General features: G+C 64.4%; 15 protein-coding genes. 8 read left to right on the top strand and 7 right to left on the bottom strand.

Annotated features, from left to right (window positions below; genetic code table 11):
* Positions 1–38 precede the first annotated feature (38 nt).
* The 8 genes from LJY18_RS17870 to LJY18_RS17835 all read left to right on the top strand — a co-directional run bounded on the left by LJY18_RS17870 (position 39) and on the right by LJY18_RS17835 (position 8,147).
* Positions 39–629, top strand: coding sequence for a peroxidase-related enzyme (locus tag LJY18_RS17870; protein WP_442964502.1), 591 nt, complete (start codon positions 39–41; stop codon positions 627–629).
* Between the two features lie 377 nt (positions 630–1,006).
* Entirely contained in the window at positions 1,007–1,783 is a 777-nt protein-coding gene (locus tag LJY18_RS17865) for an ABC transporter ATP-binding protein (protein WP_238043152.1), read from the top strand.
* Complete coding sequence (locus tag LJY18_RS17860) at positions 1,780–2,502, top strand: ABC transporter ATP-binding protein (protein ID WP_238043151.1); 723 nt, start codon at positions 1,780–1,782, stop codon at positions 2,500–2,502. The genes LJY18_RS17865 and LJY18_RS17860 overlap by 4 nt, the downstream gene beginning before the upstream one ends.
* A gap of 102 nt (positions 2,503–2,604) precedes the next feature.
* Entirely contained in the window at positions 2,605–3,819 is a 1,215-nt protein-coding gene (locus LJY18_RS17855; protein ID WP_238043150.1) for an ABC transporter substrate-binding protein, read from the top strand.
* A 73-nt stretch (positions 3,820–3,892) separates the two neighbouring features.
* A complete protein-coding gene (locus LJY18_RS17850; RefSeq protein WP_238043149.1) occupies positions 3,893–4,780 on the top strand; it encodes a branched-chain amino acid ABC transporter permease in 888 nt (295 codons plus the stop codon).
* Positions 4,781–4,782: 2 nt separating this feature from the next.
* Positions 4,783–5,787, top strand: a complete 1,005-nt coding sequence (locus LJY18_RS17845; RefSeq protein WP_238043147.1) for a branched-chain amino acid ABC transporter permease — start codon at positions 4,783–4,785, stop codon at positions 5,785–5,787.
* A 213-nt stretch (positions 5,788–6,000) separates the two neighbouring features.
* The gene (locus LJY18_RS17840; protein ID WP_238043145.1) at positions 6,001–7,338 is read left to right on the top strand and encodes a DcaP family trimeric outer membrane transporter; all 1,338 of its coding nucleotides are present in this window, start codon (positions 6,001–6,003) and stop codon (positions 7,336–7,338) included.
* 419 nt (positions 7,339–7,757) lie between these two features.
* On the top strand, positions 7,758–8,147 hold the full coding sequence (locus LJY18_RS17835) for a MerR family transcriptional regulator (RefSeq protein ID WP_238043144.1): 390 nt from the start codon (positions 7,758–7,760) through the stop codon (positions 8,145–8,147).
* 7 nt (positions 8,148–8,154) lie between these two features.
* On the opposite strand, the gene LJY18_RS17830 is transcribed toward LJY18_RS17835, so the two are convergent.
* From LJY18_RS17830 to LJY18_RS17800, 7 genes are all read right to left on the bottom strand, one after another.
* The gene (locus tag LJY18_RS17830; RefSeq protein ID WP_238043143.1) at positions 8,155–8,757 is read right to left on the bottom strand and encodes a TetR/AcrR family transcriptional regulator; all 603 of its coding nucleotides are present in this window, start codon (positions 8,755–8,757) and stop codon (positions 8,155–8,157) included.
* Positions 8,758–8,863: 106 nt separating this feature from the next.
* Complete coding sequence (locus LJY18_RS17825) at positions 8,864–10,015, bottom strand: acyl-CoA dehydrogenase family protein (RefSeq protein WP_238043142.1); 1,152 nt, start codon at positions 10,013–10,015, stop codon at positions 8,864–8,866.
* A gap of 32 nt (positions 10,016–10,047) precedes the next feature.
* Positions 10,048–11,136 carry an enoyl-CoA hydratase/isomerase family protein gene (locus LJY18_RS17820; protein WP_238043141.1) on the bottom strand — a complete coding sequence of 363 codons (1,089 nt, stop codon included), beginning with the start codon at positions 11,134–11,136 and terminating at the stop codon, positions 10,048–10,050.
* Positions 11,133–12,029 carry a 3-hydroxyisobutyrate dehydrogenase gene (gene mmsB / locus LJY18_RS17815; RefSeq protein WP_238043140.1) on the bottom strand — a complete coding sequence of 299 codons (897 nt, stop codon included), beginning with the start codon at positions 12,027–12,029 and terminating at the stop codon, positions 11,133–11,135. The genes LJY18_RS17820 and mmsB overlap by 4 nt, the downstream gene beginning before the upstream one ends.
* 26 nt (positions 12,030–12,055) lie before the next feature.
* Positions 12,056–12,829, bottom strand: a complete 774-nt coding sequence (locus LJY18_RS17810; protein ID WP_238043139.1) for an enoyl-CoA hydratase — start codon at positions 12,827–12,829, stop codon at positions 12,056–12,058.
* A gap of 44 nt (positions 12,830–12,873) precedes the next feature.
* Positions 12,874–14,382, bottom strand: coding sequence for a CoA-acylating methylmalonate-semialdehyde dehydrogenase (locus LJY18_RS17805; RefSeq protein WP_238043138.1), 1,509 nt, complete (start codon positions 14,380–14,382; stop codon positions 12,874–12,876).
* A gap of 101 nt (positions 14,383–14,483) precedes the next feature.
* Positions 14,484–16,187 (bottom strand): AMP-binding protein, encoded by a 1,704-nt coding sequence (locus LJY18_RS17800; RefSeq protein ID WP_238043137.1) that lies wholly within the window; start codon positions 16,185–16,187, stop codon positions 14,484–14,486.
* Positions 16,188–16,327 lie beyond the last annotated feature (140 nt).

Here is a 16,327-nt window from a genome sequence, read left to right as displayed (position 1 = left end):
CCGTCAGTCGGGCGCCGCCTCTGATAATGGAGTATCCGATGTCCCAGCAGATCAGTCGCTTTGCGCTTCCCGACAACCTTGAACAATTACCGGACGACCTGCGCCAGCGGATACTCGCGGTGCAGGAGAAGGCCGGCTTCGTGCCCCATGTATTCCTCATGCTGGCTCACCGCCCGGACGAGTTTCGCGCCTTCTTCGCCTACCACGACGCTTTGATGGAGCGCGAGTCCGACAGCCTGACGCCGGCGGAAAAGGAGATGATCGTGGTGGCCACCAGTGCCCGCCATGGCTGTCTGTACTGCGTGGTAGCGCATGGCGCGGTATTGCGCATCTACAGCAAGGATCCGTTGCTCGCCGACCAGGTGGCGGTCAACCACCGCACGGCGCCGATTGGCGAGCGCCAGCGCCTGATGCTGGATTTCGCCTTTCACGTCGGCCTTGAGCGCGGCGGCCTGGATGACGACTGGCAGGCACGCCTGCAGGCAGTCGGCTTCAGTCTCGACGACATCTGGGACATAGGCGCCATCACCGCCTTCTTCAGCCTGTCCAACCGGCTGGTGTCGCTGGCGGGCACGCCACCCAACACCGAGTTCTACCTGATGGGCCGCGTGCCTAGGGTAGCGAGTTGAAACTGCCGCTATAGCGGCAGCGCACGTTCTCCTGGCCATGCCGGGGGAGTCGTCTTTCCATGGCGCGCTCAGGGGGGGCGGGCAGGGTTGCGCGCGGCGGGTGTGACGGCTGCAGAGGGTGAGGTATTTATGCATAACGCACCTGATAATTTGCTCATTATTATTTAATAAATGCCTGCCTATACTCGATTTCAGCGAATTGACCCAGGGCAGCAGGCAAGCCGGGCCTGACATCCATCAGATGAATGTCGCGGCTTCAGTCGAATAAAAACTATCAAGTCAAAATTAGACTTTCGTATAGTGTTTACGTTTACGTAAAGGTAGTAGTGTCAGCAGCGCCATAACCAATAAAAACAAGCAAGGTTAGAGGGCTCCACATGTCACCCGAATTCGTTTTGGAAACGCGCGGATTGACCAAGGAATTTCGCGGGTTCACCGCGGTGGACTCGGTCGATCTTCGTGTGCAGAAGGGACATATCCATGCCCTGATCGGACCCAACGGGGCCGGCAAGACCACGGTGTTCAACCTCCTCAGCAAGTTCCTCGCGCCCACTAGCGGCGAGATCATCTATCAGGGCAAGCCGATCACCGGCCTGCAACCGAACCAGATTGCCCGTCTCGGTCTGGTGCGCTCCTTCCAGATTTCCGCGGTATTCGGTCACATGAGTGTGATGGAGAACGTCCGCGTGGCCCTGCAGCGCAAGCTGGGCAACTCCTTTCACTTCTGGAAGTCCGAGCGCAGCCTTGAGGCCCTCAATGAGCGCGCCCTGCAGATGCTCGACGATGTGGGCCTGCTCGACTTCGCCGACACCCTGACCATCGAACTGCCCTATGGCCGCAAGCGCGCCCTGGAGCTGGCCACCACCCTGGCGCTGGATCCGGCCGTGCTGTTGCTCGACGAGCCGACCCAGGGCATGGGCGGCGAGGACGTGGAAATGGTCATCGGCCTGGTACGCCGTGCCGCGGTGGGGCGCACCGTGCTGATGGTCGAGCACAACCTCAGCGTGGTCAGTCAGTTGTGCGACCGCATCACCGTGCTGGCCCGTGGCGCGATCCTCGCCGAAGGCGACTACGCCAGCGTGTCAGCCAACGCCCTGGTACGCGAGGCCTACCTGGGCAGCGAAGCGGCCGTCAGCGAGGAGGCCGGCGCATGAGCAACCTGCATACCCCGGATTACGAACAACTGCGGGTCAGCGACCTGCATGCCTTCTACGGCGAGTCGCACATTTTGCATGGCATCGACCTGCTGGTCCGGCGCGGCGAACTGGTGACCCTGCTCGGGCGCAACGGCTCGGGCCGCTCCACCACCCTGCGCGCGATCATGAACATGGTGGGTCGGCGCACTGGGTCAATCGTGATCAACGGCAACGAGACCCTGGGCCTCGCCGCGCACCTGATCCCGCGCCTGGGCGTTGGCTTCTGCCCGGAAGAACGCGGCATCTTCGCCAGCCTCAACGTCGAGGAGAACCTGCTGCTGCCGCCCATGGTGCGCAGTGGCGGCATGAGCCTCGATGAAATCTACGAGATGTTCCCCAACCTCTACGAGCGGCGTTTCAGCCAAGGCACCCGGCTGTCAGGCGGCGAGCAGCAGATGCTGGCCATGGCGCGCATCCTGCGCACCGGCGCCAACCTGCTGCTGCTCGACGAGATCACCGAGGGCCTGGCTCCGGTGATCGTGCAGAAACTCGCCGAGGTGCTGATCAAGCTCAAGAACAAGGGCCTGACCATCGTGCTGGTGGAGCAGAACTTCCGCTTCGCCGCCCCGTTGGCAGATCGGCATTACCTGATGGATCACGGCCAGATTGTCGAGGAAATCAGTGCGGCCGAGCTGTCGTCCAAACAAGAACTGCTGCACCGCTGTCTAGGCGTCTAACCCAGTTTCACCCCTCGAAACATGCAGTACGGCGTGGCCCAGGCCCGCCGGATCGGGGTTGCTTTGCCCGGTACAACAACAATAACTGTGGAAGGTAACGAGATGAATCTGTTCCAGAAGACTGCAAGCACCATCCTCGCCACCAGCCTGATTGCCAGCGCCGCCCAGGCGCAGCTCAGCGACGACGAAATCCGCATCGGCTACCTGGCCGATATGTCCGGCACCTACCGCGATCTCTCCGGGCCAGGTGGCCTGGAGGCGCTGAAGATGGCCGTCGAGGACTTCGGCGGCCAGATCGATGGCAAGAAGATCGTGATTTTCAGCGCCGACGACCTGAACAAGCCGGATGTCGGCGCCAGTACCGTGCGCCAGTGGGTCGATGAGCGCAACGTCGACATGGTCACCGGTCTGGTCGCCTCATCGGTGGTGCTGGCGGCAAGCCAGGTGGTAGAACAAGCCGGCAAGCTGGCGCTGATTTCCGGCGCCGCGGCCTCCAGCATTACCAACGAATACTGCTCGCCCAACCACCTGCATTGGACCTACGATTCCTACGCGCTGGCCAATGGCACGGCCAAGGCGGTGCTGGCCAATGGCGGCAAGAGCTGGTTCATCCTGACCGCCGACTATGCCTTCGGCCATGCCATGGAAGCCGATATCACCAAGGTGGTCGAGGCCGATGGCGGCTCTGTGCTGGGCAAGGTGCGTCACCCATTCCCGAGCAGTGATTTCTCGTCCTACATCCTCCAGGCCCAGGGTTCCGGCGCCGATGTAATTGCCCTGGCCAACGCCGGTGCCGACACGGTCAATTCGCTGATGACGGCCAGCCAGTTCGGCGTTACCCAGTCCGGGCAGAGTCTGGCCGGTATGGTGGTGTTCCTCAACGACATCCACGCCATGGGCCTGGACGTGACCCAGGGTCTGATGCTGACCACCGGCTGGTACTGGGACCTCAACGAGGAAACCCGCACCTGGTCCAAGCGCTACGAAGACCGCTTCGGCAGCAAGCCGGGCATGGTGCCGGCGGGTATCTACTCGGCGACCATGCATTACCTGAACGCAGTCAAGGCCGCCGGCAGTGACGAGGCACAGGCGGTGCGGGCGCAGATGATGGCGACCCCGGTCAACGACATGTTCGCCAAGAACGGCAAGATCCGCGCCGATGGCCGCATGGTTCACGACATGTATCTGGCCCAGGTGAAGACCCCGGCCGAGTCGAAGGGCGACTGGGACCTGTACAAGATCGTGCGCACCATTCCGGGCGACGAGGCCTTCCGCCCGCTGGCCGAGAGCCAATGCAAGCTGCTGTCGAAGAACTGATCGGCAGGTAATCCCAGCTAATCACCCGGCTGCCAGCAGCCGGGTGTCACTGACTTTCAGCGGGTGATAACTCATGACTATGGTATTCGGCATACCGCTGGGCGTACTGCTCGGCCAGCTGCTGCTCGGGCTGATCAACGGCGCTTTCTATGCCTTGCTCAGCCTGGGCCTGGCGATCATCTTCGGTCTGCTGCGGATCATCAACTTCGCCCATGGCGCCCAGTACATGCTCGGGGCTTTCGCCGCGGTGCTCGGCCTCAACTACCTGGGCATCAATTATTGGGTGGCGCTGATTGTGGCGCCGCTGCTGGTCGGCGCCCTCGGCATGCTCATCGAGCGCGGCCTGTTGCGCCGGATCGCCGGGGAGGATCACCTCTACGGCTTGCTGTTGACCTTCGGCCTGGCGCTGATCGTCGAGGGCTGCTTCGTCAAGTTGTTCGGCGTCTCAGGCGCGTCCTACCCGATGCCCGAGCTGCTCAAGGGCGGTTACAACCTGGGCTTTATGTTCCTGCCCACCTACCGCGCCTGGGTGGTGGTGGCTGCAGTGGTGGTGTGCCTGCTCACCTGGTACATGATCGAGCGCACCCGCCTGGGCTCCTACCTGCGTGCCGGTACCGAAAACCCCAAGCTGATGCAGGCCTTCGGTATCAACGTGCCGCTGCTGATCACCTTGACCTATGGCTACGGGGCGGCGCTGGCGGCGTTCGCCGGGGTGCTGGCCGCGCCCATCTATTCGGTCACCCCGACCATGGGCGCCAATCTGCTGATCGTGGTTTTTGCCGTGGTGGTGATCGGCGGGATGGGTTCGATCATGGGCGCGATCGTCACGGGTTTGGCCATGGGCGTGATTGAGGGGCTGACCAAGGTGATCTATCCAGAAGCGGCCAACACCATCGTGTTCCTGGTGATGGTACTGGTGCTGCTGGTTCGTCCCGCGGGACTGTTCGGCAAGGAGACTTAAGCATGACCAATCTGCACATCAAACAGGACAGTCTGGCTCTGGCGCCGCAAGTGGTACGTGAGCGCCAGCAGGCGGCGCAACGGCGCAAGCTGTGGTTCTATTTGGCACTGTTCGGCGTCGCGCTGGTCGCGCCCCTGGCGGTGTACCCGATCTTTCTGATGAAGCTGCTGTGCTTCGCCTTGTTCGCCTGCGCCTTCAACCTGCTGCTCGGTTATGCCGGCTTGTTGTCCTTCGGGCATGCTGCCTTTTTCGCCACCGGCGGCTATATCACCGGCTACTTGCTCAGCGAGTACAGCGGCCTGGGCACCGAGCTGGGAATACTCGCCGGCACCCTGGCGTCCGCGGCGCTCGGCTTGCTGTTCGGCCTGCTGGCGATTCGCCGTCAGGGCATCTACTTCGCCATGATCACCCTGGCGCTGGCGCAACTGGTGTTCTTCATCTTTGTCCAGGCGCCCTTCACCGGCGGCGAGAACGGCCTGCAGGGTGTGCCGCGTGGGCAGTTGTTCGGGCTGTTCGACCTCAACGACAACCTGACCCTGTACTACTTCGTCCTCGCGGTGTTCATCGTTGGCTTCGCCATTATCCAGCGCACCATCCACTCGCCCTATGGCCAGGTGCTCAAGGCGATCCGCGAGAACGAGCCGCGGGCCATTTCCCTGGGCTACAACGTCGACGCGCACAAGCTGCTCGCCTTCGTTATTTCCGCCACCCTGACCGGCCTGGCGGGCTCGACCAAGACCGTGGTGTTCCAGTTGGCCTCGCTGACCGACGCGCACTGGCACATGTCCGGTGAGGTGATCCTGATGACCCTGCTCGGCGGTGTCGGCACCGTGCTCGGGCCCGTGGTCGGCGCCAGCGTGGTGATCACCCTGCAGAGCTACCTGTCCAACGGCCCATTGGGCGAGTGGGTGCACGTGATCCTCGGGGCGATATTCGTCACCTGCGTGCTGCTGTTCCGGGTCGGCATCGTCGGTTGGGTGCTGAAACTGGCAAAACGCAACTTCTAAAAAAGCCTCCTGCAGCCTGTTCAAGGTGCGGACCCTGATCCGCACCGGGGGGCTGTTCGCCTGAAATATGCCCTACCGAGTCTTCGGCAGGGTTGTCTGGACGCCACGGGAAACCCCGTGGGTATCAGGTCGGTTGCATCGGCCGTCGCGCGTATTGCCTGGCAGTTGGCTGCCTGGCGTTGCTGCACTACTCACCAATAAGAAGAGAGATCTATGAACGTTGAAAAGTCGATCACCAGGCCCTTCAAGGCCAAAGTCCTCAGTGTGGCGATCACCGCCAGCCTGGCCGGTTTCATCGCGCCCGCCAGCGCCGATACAGCGTCCGACCTGGAGGCTCTGAAGGTGCAGATCGCAGCGCTGCAGAACAGCATTGCCGCGCTCGAACAGAAACAGGCCGAAACCGCCAAGGCCGTCGCGCCCGCCAACACCGTGACCGCCGGCACCAGCCCGGGTTCGTTCAAGCTGCCCGGCTCCAATACCTCGGTCAAGTTCGGCGGCTACGTCAAGGCCGACCTGTTGTACAGTGACACCAGCGCGGGCACGGGCAGCACCCTTGACCAGTTGCTCGTTCCGGGTTCGATTCCCTTGAGCGACGACAATACTGAAGACGGTCAGATTACCCTCCACGCGCGCCAGACCCGTCTGAACTTCGCCACCAGCACCCCGACCGCTTGGGGCGACCTCAAGACCTTCGTCGAGGCCGACTTCTTCGGCGCGAGTGGCAACGAGGCCGTCAGCAACTCCAATGGCCTGCGCACCCGCCATGCCTTCGGCAGCCTCGGCGGCCTGCTCGCCGGCCAGACCTGGTCCACCTTCATGGACGCGGGCTCCCTGCCCGAGACCCTGGACTTCGGCGGCCCGGTCGGCGAACTCTTCATCCGCCAGACCCAAGTGCGCTGGACCGAAGGCTTCGACGGCGGCTCCTGGGCGATCGCGGCGGAAAGCCCCGAGTCCTTCCTGACCACGGCCAATGCCGGCGGCGGTACCAATGGACTGACCGATGACGACAAGGTGCCCGATCTGGTTGCTCGAGTGGATTTCAACACCTCCGCCGGCCGCTTCGCCCTGGCCGCGATGGCGCGCAACATTCGCGTCGATACGGCCACGGCTGCCGATGACCAGTGGGGTGGCGCGCTCGCCGCTTACGGCGTGGTGCCAACCGTCGGCAAGGACACCTTCCAGTTCTCGCTCACCGCCGGTAACGCACTCGGCCGTTACATGGGCCAGGCGGTATTCTCCGACGGCACCGTGGATACCTCCGGTGAACTCAAGCTGAGCGATCAGTGGGGCGCGATTCTCGCCTACCGCCACTTCTGGACCGACAATCTGCGTTCAACGTTGGCGCTGTCGACCGCCCGCGCGAGCAACCCGAGCGGTGCGACGACTGCGAACATGAACGAAAGCGCCGACACCGCTCACCTGAACCTGCTGTGGAGCCCGGTTGCCAGCACGACTTTCGGCCTCGAACTGATTCACGCGCGGCGTGAAACCGAAGATGGCCGCAATGGCGATTTGAACCGCGTACAGACCTCGGCGCAGTACAACTTCTGATCGCTCGCGTCGTTTGACGGCGCTGCAGCGAGAGCCGGGCCTGATTCTTTCTAGTGCATTGTGACGCGGCGGCAGTATTGCGCCGCAACTTCGGCAGCAACCTGGACGAGAATCGCTTAATCGTCAGCTAAGGCTGCCGCTTTGGTAAGCCCGGGCTAACCGCTCGATCCGATTACTCCTTGGTGTGAAGTTTGCCGGGCCCTGGTGGCCCGGATTTTTTTGTTCTCGGATTAGCACGGCCTTGGTCCGGGACCATGCCGCTGGATCGTCGCCATTGCCTGCCTGCGGCTGATTCTGTCGAGTGGCTGCGTTGACGTTAACGTAATGAGTTGTTAGCGTTCCAGCGCATATAGCCATGAACCCGTGTCGCGGCAGCCCCTGTGCGGCATGGCTCGTGGACCATCGACCAAGGATCAAGCATGACCGCCAAGACCTACAGCATTTCCGAACTGGCGCGCGAACTGGATGTGACCACCCGGACCATTCGTTTCTATGAAGAGCAGGGCATGCTGTTGCCGACCCGTCGCGGCCAGGAGCGAATCTATACGGCCAAGGACAGGGTCGCGCTAAAGCTGATACTGCGCGGCAAGCGCATCGGCTTCTCCCTGGCCGAATGCAAGACCCTGATCGAGCTGTACGACCCGCAGGGCGACAACCGCAATCAGCTCGAAATCATGCTGGGCAAGATCGCCGAGCGGCGTCTACAGCTGGAGCAGCAGTTGCTGGACATCCAGCAGATGCAGCTGGAGCTGGACACGGCCGAAGAGCGTTGCCGCGCTGCCTTGCAGGGAATCCCCGAGACGCAATGACGCCTGCTCAGTCCTGGGTGCCCCGTAAGGCGCCGCGCAGTGCGCTCAGCACCATGTCGCGCAGCAACTCGTGGCGCGCCGTCGGACTCAGCTCGGGCGCCTCGATCCAGGCCGGTAACTGATTGAGCAGGGCCACGATGCCACTCAAGGCGGCGCGGCGGTTGTTGCCGGCCGGCTGGCCGGTGACGCGCTCCACGCTTTCCACCAGCTGCTGGGTGTAGCGGGCGCGAAGCGCGCGGATTTGCGCCTGCTGCTCGCTGGCCATGCAGTGACCGTCGTATTCGGCCAGACGAAAATAGGCGCCCATGCTGGCGTGCAACCGCAGGTGCGCCTCGAGCAGACCATTCAGCCGTTCGGCGGGCGTGGCAGCGCACCGTTGCACCTGGCGGGCACCGTGCAGGAGCTGTTCGTAGAGTTCCTCGATCAGCTCGAACAGCAGCGCTTCCTTGCTGTCGATGTGGTTGTAGAGCGAGCCTGGTCGGATTCCCAGGTAGTCGGCCAGGTCGCGCATGCTCACCCGGCTGAAGCCGCGTTCGGCAAACAGGCGCAGGGCCTGGCTGCGGGTGGTCTGATAACGCGAGCAATCGGGGCTGGGCTGGGTGACGGGCATGGCGCTGATCGGCAAGTGGTAGGCGAGCGCCGAGCATGGCGCCCCGGGCGAGGAAAACCCAGGTCGCCAGCGCTCGGTTAGCCTGAGCGATTTGGCCAGTGGCCGTTTACAGCGGGTAATGCACCAGTTCGCGGGCGATCAGCAGGCGCTGGATCTCGCTGGAGCCTTCGTAGATCTGGGTGATGCGTGCGTCGCGGTAGTAGCGCTCCACAGGGTAGTCCTCCAGGTAGCCGTAGCCGCCATGGATCTGCAGCGCCTTGGAACACACCCGCTCGGCCATTTCCGAGGCGAACAGCTTGGCCTGGGAGGCCTCCGACAGGCAGGCATGCCCGGCGCTCTTCAGGCGGGCCGCATGCAGGATCAGCAGGCGCGCGGCGTTGAGCTGGGTGTGCATGTCGGCGAGCATGTTGGCGATGCTCTGGTGCTCGCCGATCGGCTTGCCGAACTGGATGCGCTCGCGGGCATAACCCAGGGCGGCCTCGAAGGCGGCGCGGGCGATGCCCAGGGCCTGGGCGGCGATGCCGATACGCCCGCCTTCCAGGTTGGACAGGGCAATGGCCAGGCCCTTGCCGCGCTCGCCGAGCAAGTTGGCCGCGGGGATTGTGCAGTCAGTCAGGGTGACCGCGCAGGTATCGGAGGCCTTGATGCCCATCTTGTGTTCGCTGCGGTCGACGACGAATCCGGAGTTGTTGGTCGGCACCAGGAAGGCCGACAGGCCCTTCTTGCCCAGTTCCGGGTCGGTGACGGCGAAGACAATGGCCAGCTTGGCGCGCTTGCCGTTGCTGACGAACTGCTTGGCACCGTTGAGCACCCACTGGCCGTCGCGCAGTTCGGCGCGGGTGCGCAGGTTGTGTGCTTCGGAGCCGGCCTGTGGCTCGGTCAGGCAGAAGCAGCCGATCGCCTGGCCGCTGGCCAGCAGCGGCAACCAGCGGTCCTGCTGCGTCGGTCTGCCGTATTTCAGCAGGGGGCCGCAGCCGACTGAGTTGTGGATGCTCATCAAGGCGCCGAGGGCGCCGTCGCCGGCCGAGATTTCTTCCACGGCCAGGGCGTAGGCCACGTAGTCAGTGTAGCTGCCGCCCCAGGTGTCCGGCACCACCATGCCCAGCAGGCCCAGTTCACCCATCTGCGCCACCACGGCGTCATCGATCCAGCCGGCCTTCTCCCAGGCCTGGGCATGCGGGCCGACTTCGCTGCGGGCGAACTCGCGAGCCATGTCGCGGATCATGCGTTGTTCTTCGGTCAATTGGCTGTCGTGCATTGCAGTGTTTTCCTCGATTCTGGCCGCGCCCTTCAGGCGCGGTGCAGAGGCTTGCTGGCAGCGGGGCGGAAGCCGCTGAAGAAGGCCTGCACCCGCTGCGGGTCCAGGTCGGCCAGCGTGGCCGGGTTCCAGCGCGGCGCCTTGTCCTTGTCGATGATCAGTGCGCGTATGCCTTCGATCAGGTCGCCGCGTTCGAACCACTGGTAGTCCAGGTGCAATTCCTGGGCGAAGCAGTCGGCCAGCGGCAGGTGCTGACCGCGCTGCAGCAGCTCCAGGGTCACCGTCATGGCCAGCGGCGAGCGGCTGTCCAGCACCCGTACGGTGTCTTCAGCCCAGGCCTGCAGCTCTGGGCGGCTCTCGCTGAGCAGGGCGGTGCGGATCGCCGTCAGGTCGGGCAGGGCGAAGTAGTCGTCGATGGCCTGGCGCAGGGCTTCAAGCTTGCGATCGGGCAGATCGCTGCAGGTCATGCTGTCGAGCAACTGCTGCAGGTCCTGCAGCGGCGCTGCCGACCAACTCAGGTTGTCCAGCGCCTGGTCAAACTCGGCCAGCCGTGCGCTGGCCAGACAATGGTCGGCCAGCCCAGCGTAGAGCGCGTCGGCGGCGCCGACCGGGAGGCCGGTGAGGCCCAGGTAGAAGCCCAGTTGGCCGGGCAGCCGGGGCAGGAAGTAACTGCCGCCGACATCCGGGAAGAAGCCGATGCTGACTTCCGGCATGCCCATCTTCACCCGCTCGGTGACCACCCGCAGGGCCGCCGCCTGGGCCAGGCCCATGCCGCCGCCGAGGACGAAGCCGTCGAGCAGCGCCAGTACCGGCTTGGGGTAAGCATGCAGATACTGATCGAGGGCGTATTCCTCCTCGAGAAACAGCTCGTGCTGATTGCTGCCACCGGTGTAGCTGTCGTACAGCATGCGAATATCGCCACCGGCGCAGAAGGCCTTTTCACCGGTGCCACGCAGGACCACGGCGAGCACCTGGGGATCCTGCTCCCAGGCATGCAGCTGCTGCAGGAGCAGGCGCACCATGGGCAGGGTCAGGGTGTTGAGGCCGCTCGGGCGGTTGAGGGTCAGGTGGCCGATGCGGTTGCGTACCTCGACCAGAACCACAGCTTCAGCGCCGCTCATGCCTCGGCGTCCCGCTGGTACAGCTTGATGATGGCGGAGAAATCCAGACCGCCATTACCCTGCTGGCTGAAGCTCTGGTACAGCTGCTGGGCGGCGGCGCCGAGCAGTACTGGCTGGCGCACGTGCCTGGCCGCTTCGGTCGCCAGACCGAGGTCCTTGAGCATCAGGTCGGTGCCGAAACCGCCGCTGTAGCCCCGCGAGGCCGGGGCGTTTTCCAGCACGCCGGGGAACGGGTTGTTGATTTCCGAGCTCCAGCAACGGCCGCTGGAGGTGTTGATGATGCCGGCCAGCACCTTGGCGTCCATGCCCAGGGACACGCCCAGGGCCATGGCTTCGGCGACACCGATCATGGAGATGCCGAGCAGCATGTTGTTGGCAATCTTGGCCACTTGGCCGTTGCCGCTGTCGCCACAGTGGACGAGGTTCTTGCCCATGGCGCAGAGAATGGGCCCGGCCTGGTCGAACGCACTGGCCGGACCGCCGACCATAAAGGTCAGGGTGCCAGCCGCGGCGCCGCCGGTGCCGCCGGAAACCGGCGCATCGAGCATGGGGTTGCCTTGGGCGAGGGCCAGGGTGGCCACTTCGCGGGCACTGAGCGGGTCGATGGTCGAACAGTCGATCAGCAGCACGCCTTGGCCGATATGCGCCAGCAAGCCATCTTTGCCCTGGTAAACCTGTTTCACCTGAGCCGCCGCCGGCAGCATGGTGACAATTGCCTCGACCTGGGCCTGGGCCACTGCGGCGGGGGAATTGGCGCTCGTGGCGCCGGCCTCGACCAGCGCGGCGACAGCTTGGGCGCTGGGGTCGAAGACGGTGACGCGGTGGCCGGCCTTGAGCAGGTTGCAGGCCATTGGGCCGCCCATGTTGCCGAGACCAAGAAAACCGATATGCATGGTGGATACCTTTGTAATGGAGGGGCTCAGCGGTGCTGAAACTGCGGTTGGCGTTTTTCCACGAAGGCGCGCATGCCTTCCTTCTGGTCGTGACTGGCGAACAGCGAATGGAACACCCGGCGCTCAAAGCGCACCCCCTCGCTGAGGCCGAGTTCGAACGCCCGGTTGACGCATTCCTTGACCAGCATGCTGGCCGGCAGCGATTTAGCGGCGATACCCTGGGCCACCTTCAGGGTCTGTTCCAGCAGTTCGGCGGCGGGGAAAACCTGGGCCACCAGGCCGGCGCGCTCGGCTTCTGCGGCGAGCAGATGGCGGCCGGTCAGGCACAGCTCCATGGCCTTGGCCTTGCCCAGGGCATGGGTCAGGCGTTGGGTGCCACCGATGCCGGGGGTCACACCCAGGCTCAGCTCAGGCAAGCCGAAGCGGGCGTTGTCGGCGGCGTAGATGAAGTCGCACATCAGCGCCAGCTCGCAACCACCGCCCAGGGCGTAGCCGGCGACCGCCGCAATCAGCGGCTTGCGCCGGTTGCCGATGCGATCGGCGGCGGCAAAGAAGTCGTCGAGGTAGATCGACGGGTAGTCCTTGTCGACCATCTCCTTGATGTCGGCCCCAGCGGCGAACGCCTTGGCCGAACCGGTGATGACCATGCAGCCGACCTCAGGGTCGGCCTCCAGGCGGTCGAGGACCAGGTTGAGTTCGCTGATCAGCTGGCTGTTCAGCGCATTGAGCGCTTGCGGCCGGTTGAGGGTGATCAGGCCGACCCGTTCGCGCACCTCGACCAGCAGGGTTTGGTAGTCCATGGCGATGTCTCCCAGAGGGCCGGCGCAAGGCCGGCCCGTCAGCCTTACTTGAGGGTGATGGTGGTGTTGACCACGGCGCTGCTGTCGTCCTCGTCGAACCAGCGCTGGGTGACCGTCTTGGTCTGCGTATAGAAGGTCACCACTTGCTTGCCGTAGGGGCCCAGGTCGCCGAGCTTGGAGCCGCGCGAGCCGGAGAAGGAAAACAGCGGGACCGGTACCGGGATCGGCACGTTGATGCCCACCTGGCCGACGTCGATTTCTTCCTGGAAGTGCCGGGCAGCAGCGCCGGAGCGAGTGAACAGGGCGGTGCCGTTACCATTCGGGTTGGCGTTGATGATCTCGATCGCCTCGTTGAGGTTGGCCGCGTGCATGACGCACAGCACCGGGCCGAAGATTTCTTCGCGGTACACCGACATGTGCGCCGTGACGCCGGAGAAGATCGTCGGGCCGACGAAGTTGCCGTCCTGATAGCCGGGCACGCTCGGGTTGCGGCCATCCAGTTCCAGTTTGGCGCCTTCTTCGATGCCGCTGGCGATCAGGCCGTTGACCCGCTCCAGGGCCGCGCAGGAGATCACCGGGCCGATGTCGGTGCCCGGCTCGGTACCGCCATTGATCTTGAGGGTCTTGCTCCGCTCGATCAGGTCCGGCAGCCAGGCCTGCGCCTCGCCTACCAGGATCACCACCGGCAGGGCCATGCAGCGCTGGCCGGCGGCGCCGAACGAGGCGCCCAGCAGGCTGTTCAAGGTCTGCTGCTGGTTGGCATCGGGCAGGACGATGGCGTGGTTTTTCGCGCCCATCATGCACTGCGCGCGCTTGCCGTTCTGGGTGGCGCGGTTGTAAACATGGGTGCCGACCTTGGTCGAGCCGACAAAGGACACGGCCTTGATGTCCGGGTGGTCACAGATCAGGTTCACCGCGTCGACGCCGCCGTGGATGACGTTGAGTACGCCCTTGGGTACGCCGGCCTGCAGCGCCAGTTCGACCAGGCGCATGGTCACCAGCGGATCCTGCTCGGACGGCTTGAGGACGAAGGTGTTGCCGGTGGCGATGGCCATGGGGAACATCCACAGCGGGATCATCGCCGGGAAGTTGAACGGGGTAATGCCGGCGCACACGCCCAGTGGCTGGTGCAGGGTGTAGGTGTCGACGCCGCTGGCGACGTTGTTGGCCAGTTCGCCCATCTGCAGGTTGCCGATGCTGGCCGCGTGCTCGACCACTTCCAGGCCGCGGAACACATCGCCCTCGGCGTCTGCCAGGGTCTTGCCCTGTTCGGCGGTGAGCAGCGCCGCCAGTTCCTTGATGTTCTCGCGGATCAGCTGCTGGTACTTGAGGAAGATCCGCGCACGGGCGCCGATCGGCGTCTTGCGCCAGGTCTTGAAGGCTTCAGCGGCGCTGGCCACGGCGGCATTCATTTCCTCGGCAGTGGCGAAGGGCACGCGGGCCAGCACTTGCTGGGTGGCCGGGTTGACCACGTCGCGCCACTGAGTGGTCTTGGATTCGACGAATTCGCCGTCGATGAGCAGTTTGACGCTGGGCACTGAGGAAGCGGTCATTTTCTAGTCCTGTCTACTGTCGGAGGTCGAGTGCGCCCCCTCGGCGCCGTTGGCCGAGTGGGCGGGGGAGTGGTGGTCTGGGCCGGCGCGCCGGCCTGGTTTCAGCCCTTGAGCTGCCGGAAGTCGTCTTCGAAGTGTTCCTGCGGCCCACGGCTGTCGCCTTGACGGCGCTGCAGTTCCATCTGCCGCAGTTCCACCCGGCGGATCTTGCCGGAGATGGTCTTGGGCAATTCGCTGACGAACTCGATGCGCCGCACCCGCTTGTAGGGCGCCAGGTGCTCGCGGGCGAAAGCGAAGATGTCCTCGGCCAGTTCGGCACTGCCCGGCTGGTCGTGGGCCAGGATCAGGAAGGCTTTGGGCACCGCCAGACGCAGCGGGTCGGGGCTGGGTACCACGGCCACCTCCATCACCGCCGGGTGCTCGATCAGGGCGCTCTCCAGCTCGAAGGGGCTAATGCGGTAGTCGGAGGCCTTGAACACGTCGTCGGCGCGGCCGACGAAGGTGATGTAGCCGTCGGCGTCGATGGCCGCGGTGTCGCCGGTGCGGTAGAAACCGTCACGCATCACTTCGGCGGTCTTTTCCGGGCTGTCTTCGTAACCGAGCATCAGGCCCAACGGATGGGGAGCCAGCGGCAGGGCGACTTCGCCTTCGCTGGCGGGCTGGCCATCCGGGTCGAGCATGCACACGCTGTAGCCGGGCAACGGACGGCCCATGGAGCCGGGCTTGAGCGGCTGGCCGGGGGTGTTGCCAACCAGCGCAGTGGTTTCCGACTGGCCGAAGCCGTCGCGCAACGGCAGGCCCCAGGCTTGCTGGATTTGCTCGATGATCTCCGGGTTGAGTGGCTCGCCGGCACCGACCAGTTCGCGCAGGCGCAGGCGCTCGCGGCAGCCGGACAGGTCTTCCTGGATCAGCATGCGCCACACCGTGGGCGGTGCGCACAGGCTGGTGATGCCGTAGCGCTCCAGCACCTCGAGCAGCGCCGGGGCACTGAAGCGTGCAGTGTTATGGATGAACACACAGGCGCCAGCGTTCCACGGCGCGAACAGGCAGCTCCAGGCATGCTTGGCCCAGCCCGGCGAGGAGATGTTCAGGTGCAGGTCGCCCGGCTGCAGGCCGATCCAGTACATGGTGGAGAGGTGACCGACCGGGTAGCTCTGGTGGCTGTGCAACACCATCTTCGGCTGGCTGGTGGTGCCGGAGGTGAAATACAGCAGCAACGGGTCGCTGGCCTGGGTCAGGCCATCGGCGTGGAACTGGCTTGGATAGTCGGCGGCGCTGGCGTGATTGATCCAGCCGCTTACGGCCTCGCCGACACAGATGCGGGTGCAGCCCAGGGCTTGGTCAGCGAACTTGTCGGTATGGGTGCTGCCCACCACCAGGTGGCGCACGCCCCCGCGCTCGATACGGTCGCGCAGGTCATCGGCGGTGAGCAGGGCGGTGGCCGGGATCACCACGGCGCCGAGTTTGAAGGCCGCGAGCATGGTTTCCCACAGGGCGATATGGTTGCCCAGCATCAGCAGGATGCGCTCGCCGCGGCGCACGCCCAGCTCGCGCAAGTGGTTGGCCACGCGATTGGAACGCTCGGCCAGCTCGGCGAAACTGTAGCGCTGCTCGCTGCCGTCCTCCTCGACAATCCACAGCGCCGGGGCCTGGTTACCGACGGCCATGACGTCGAAGTAGTCCAGGGCCCAGTTGAATTCGTCGAGTTGCGGCCAGCGAAAGTCGCGTACGGCGGTTGCGTAGTCGCTGCGATGGGCCAGCAGGAAATCGCGGGCGGCAAGAAAGGGGTGGCAGTTGCTGTTCATGGTTCTGGCCCTGTTTTGTTGTTGTAGGGACTGGCCTGATGCCCAGCTCGATCAGGCTTGTGGGATGAGTATAGATAGGCGTTTGCGCAGTAAGAAGGCGCAAATAAACCGAATGGATATGCATAAATATAATAGTTAGC

Origin of the sequence: Pseudomonas sp. MMS21 TM103, from assembly GCF_022132145.1 — a bacterium.
Taxonomy (GTDB): domain Bacteria; phylum Pseudomonadota; class Gammaproteobacteria; order Pseudomonadales; family Pseudomonadaceae; genus Aquipseudomonas.
Note: the sequence above shows the minus strand (reverse complement) of the source record. Positions and strands in the feature narration are given on the sequence as shown.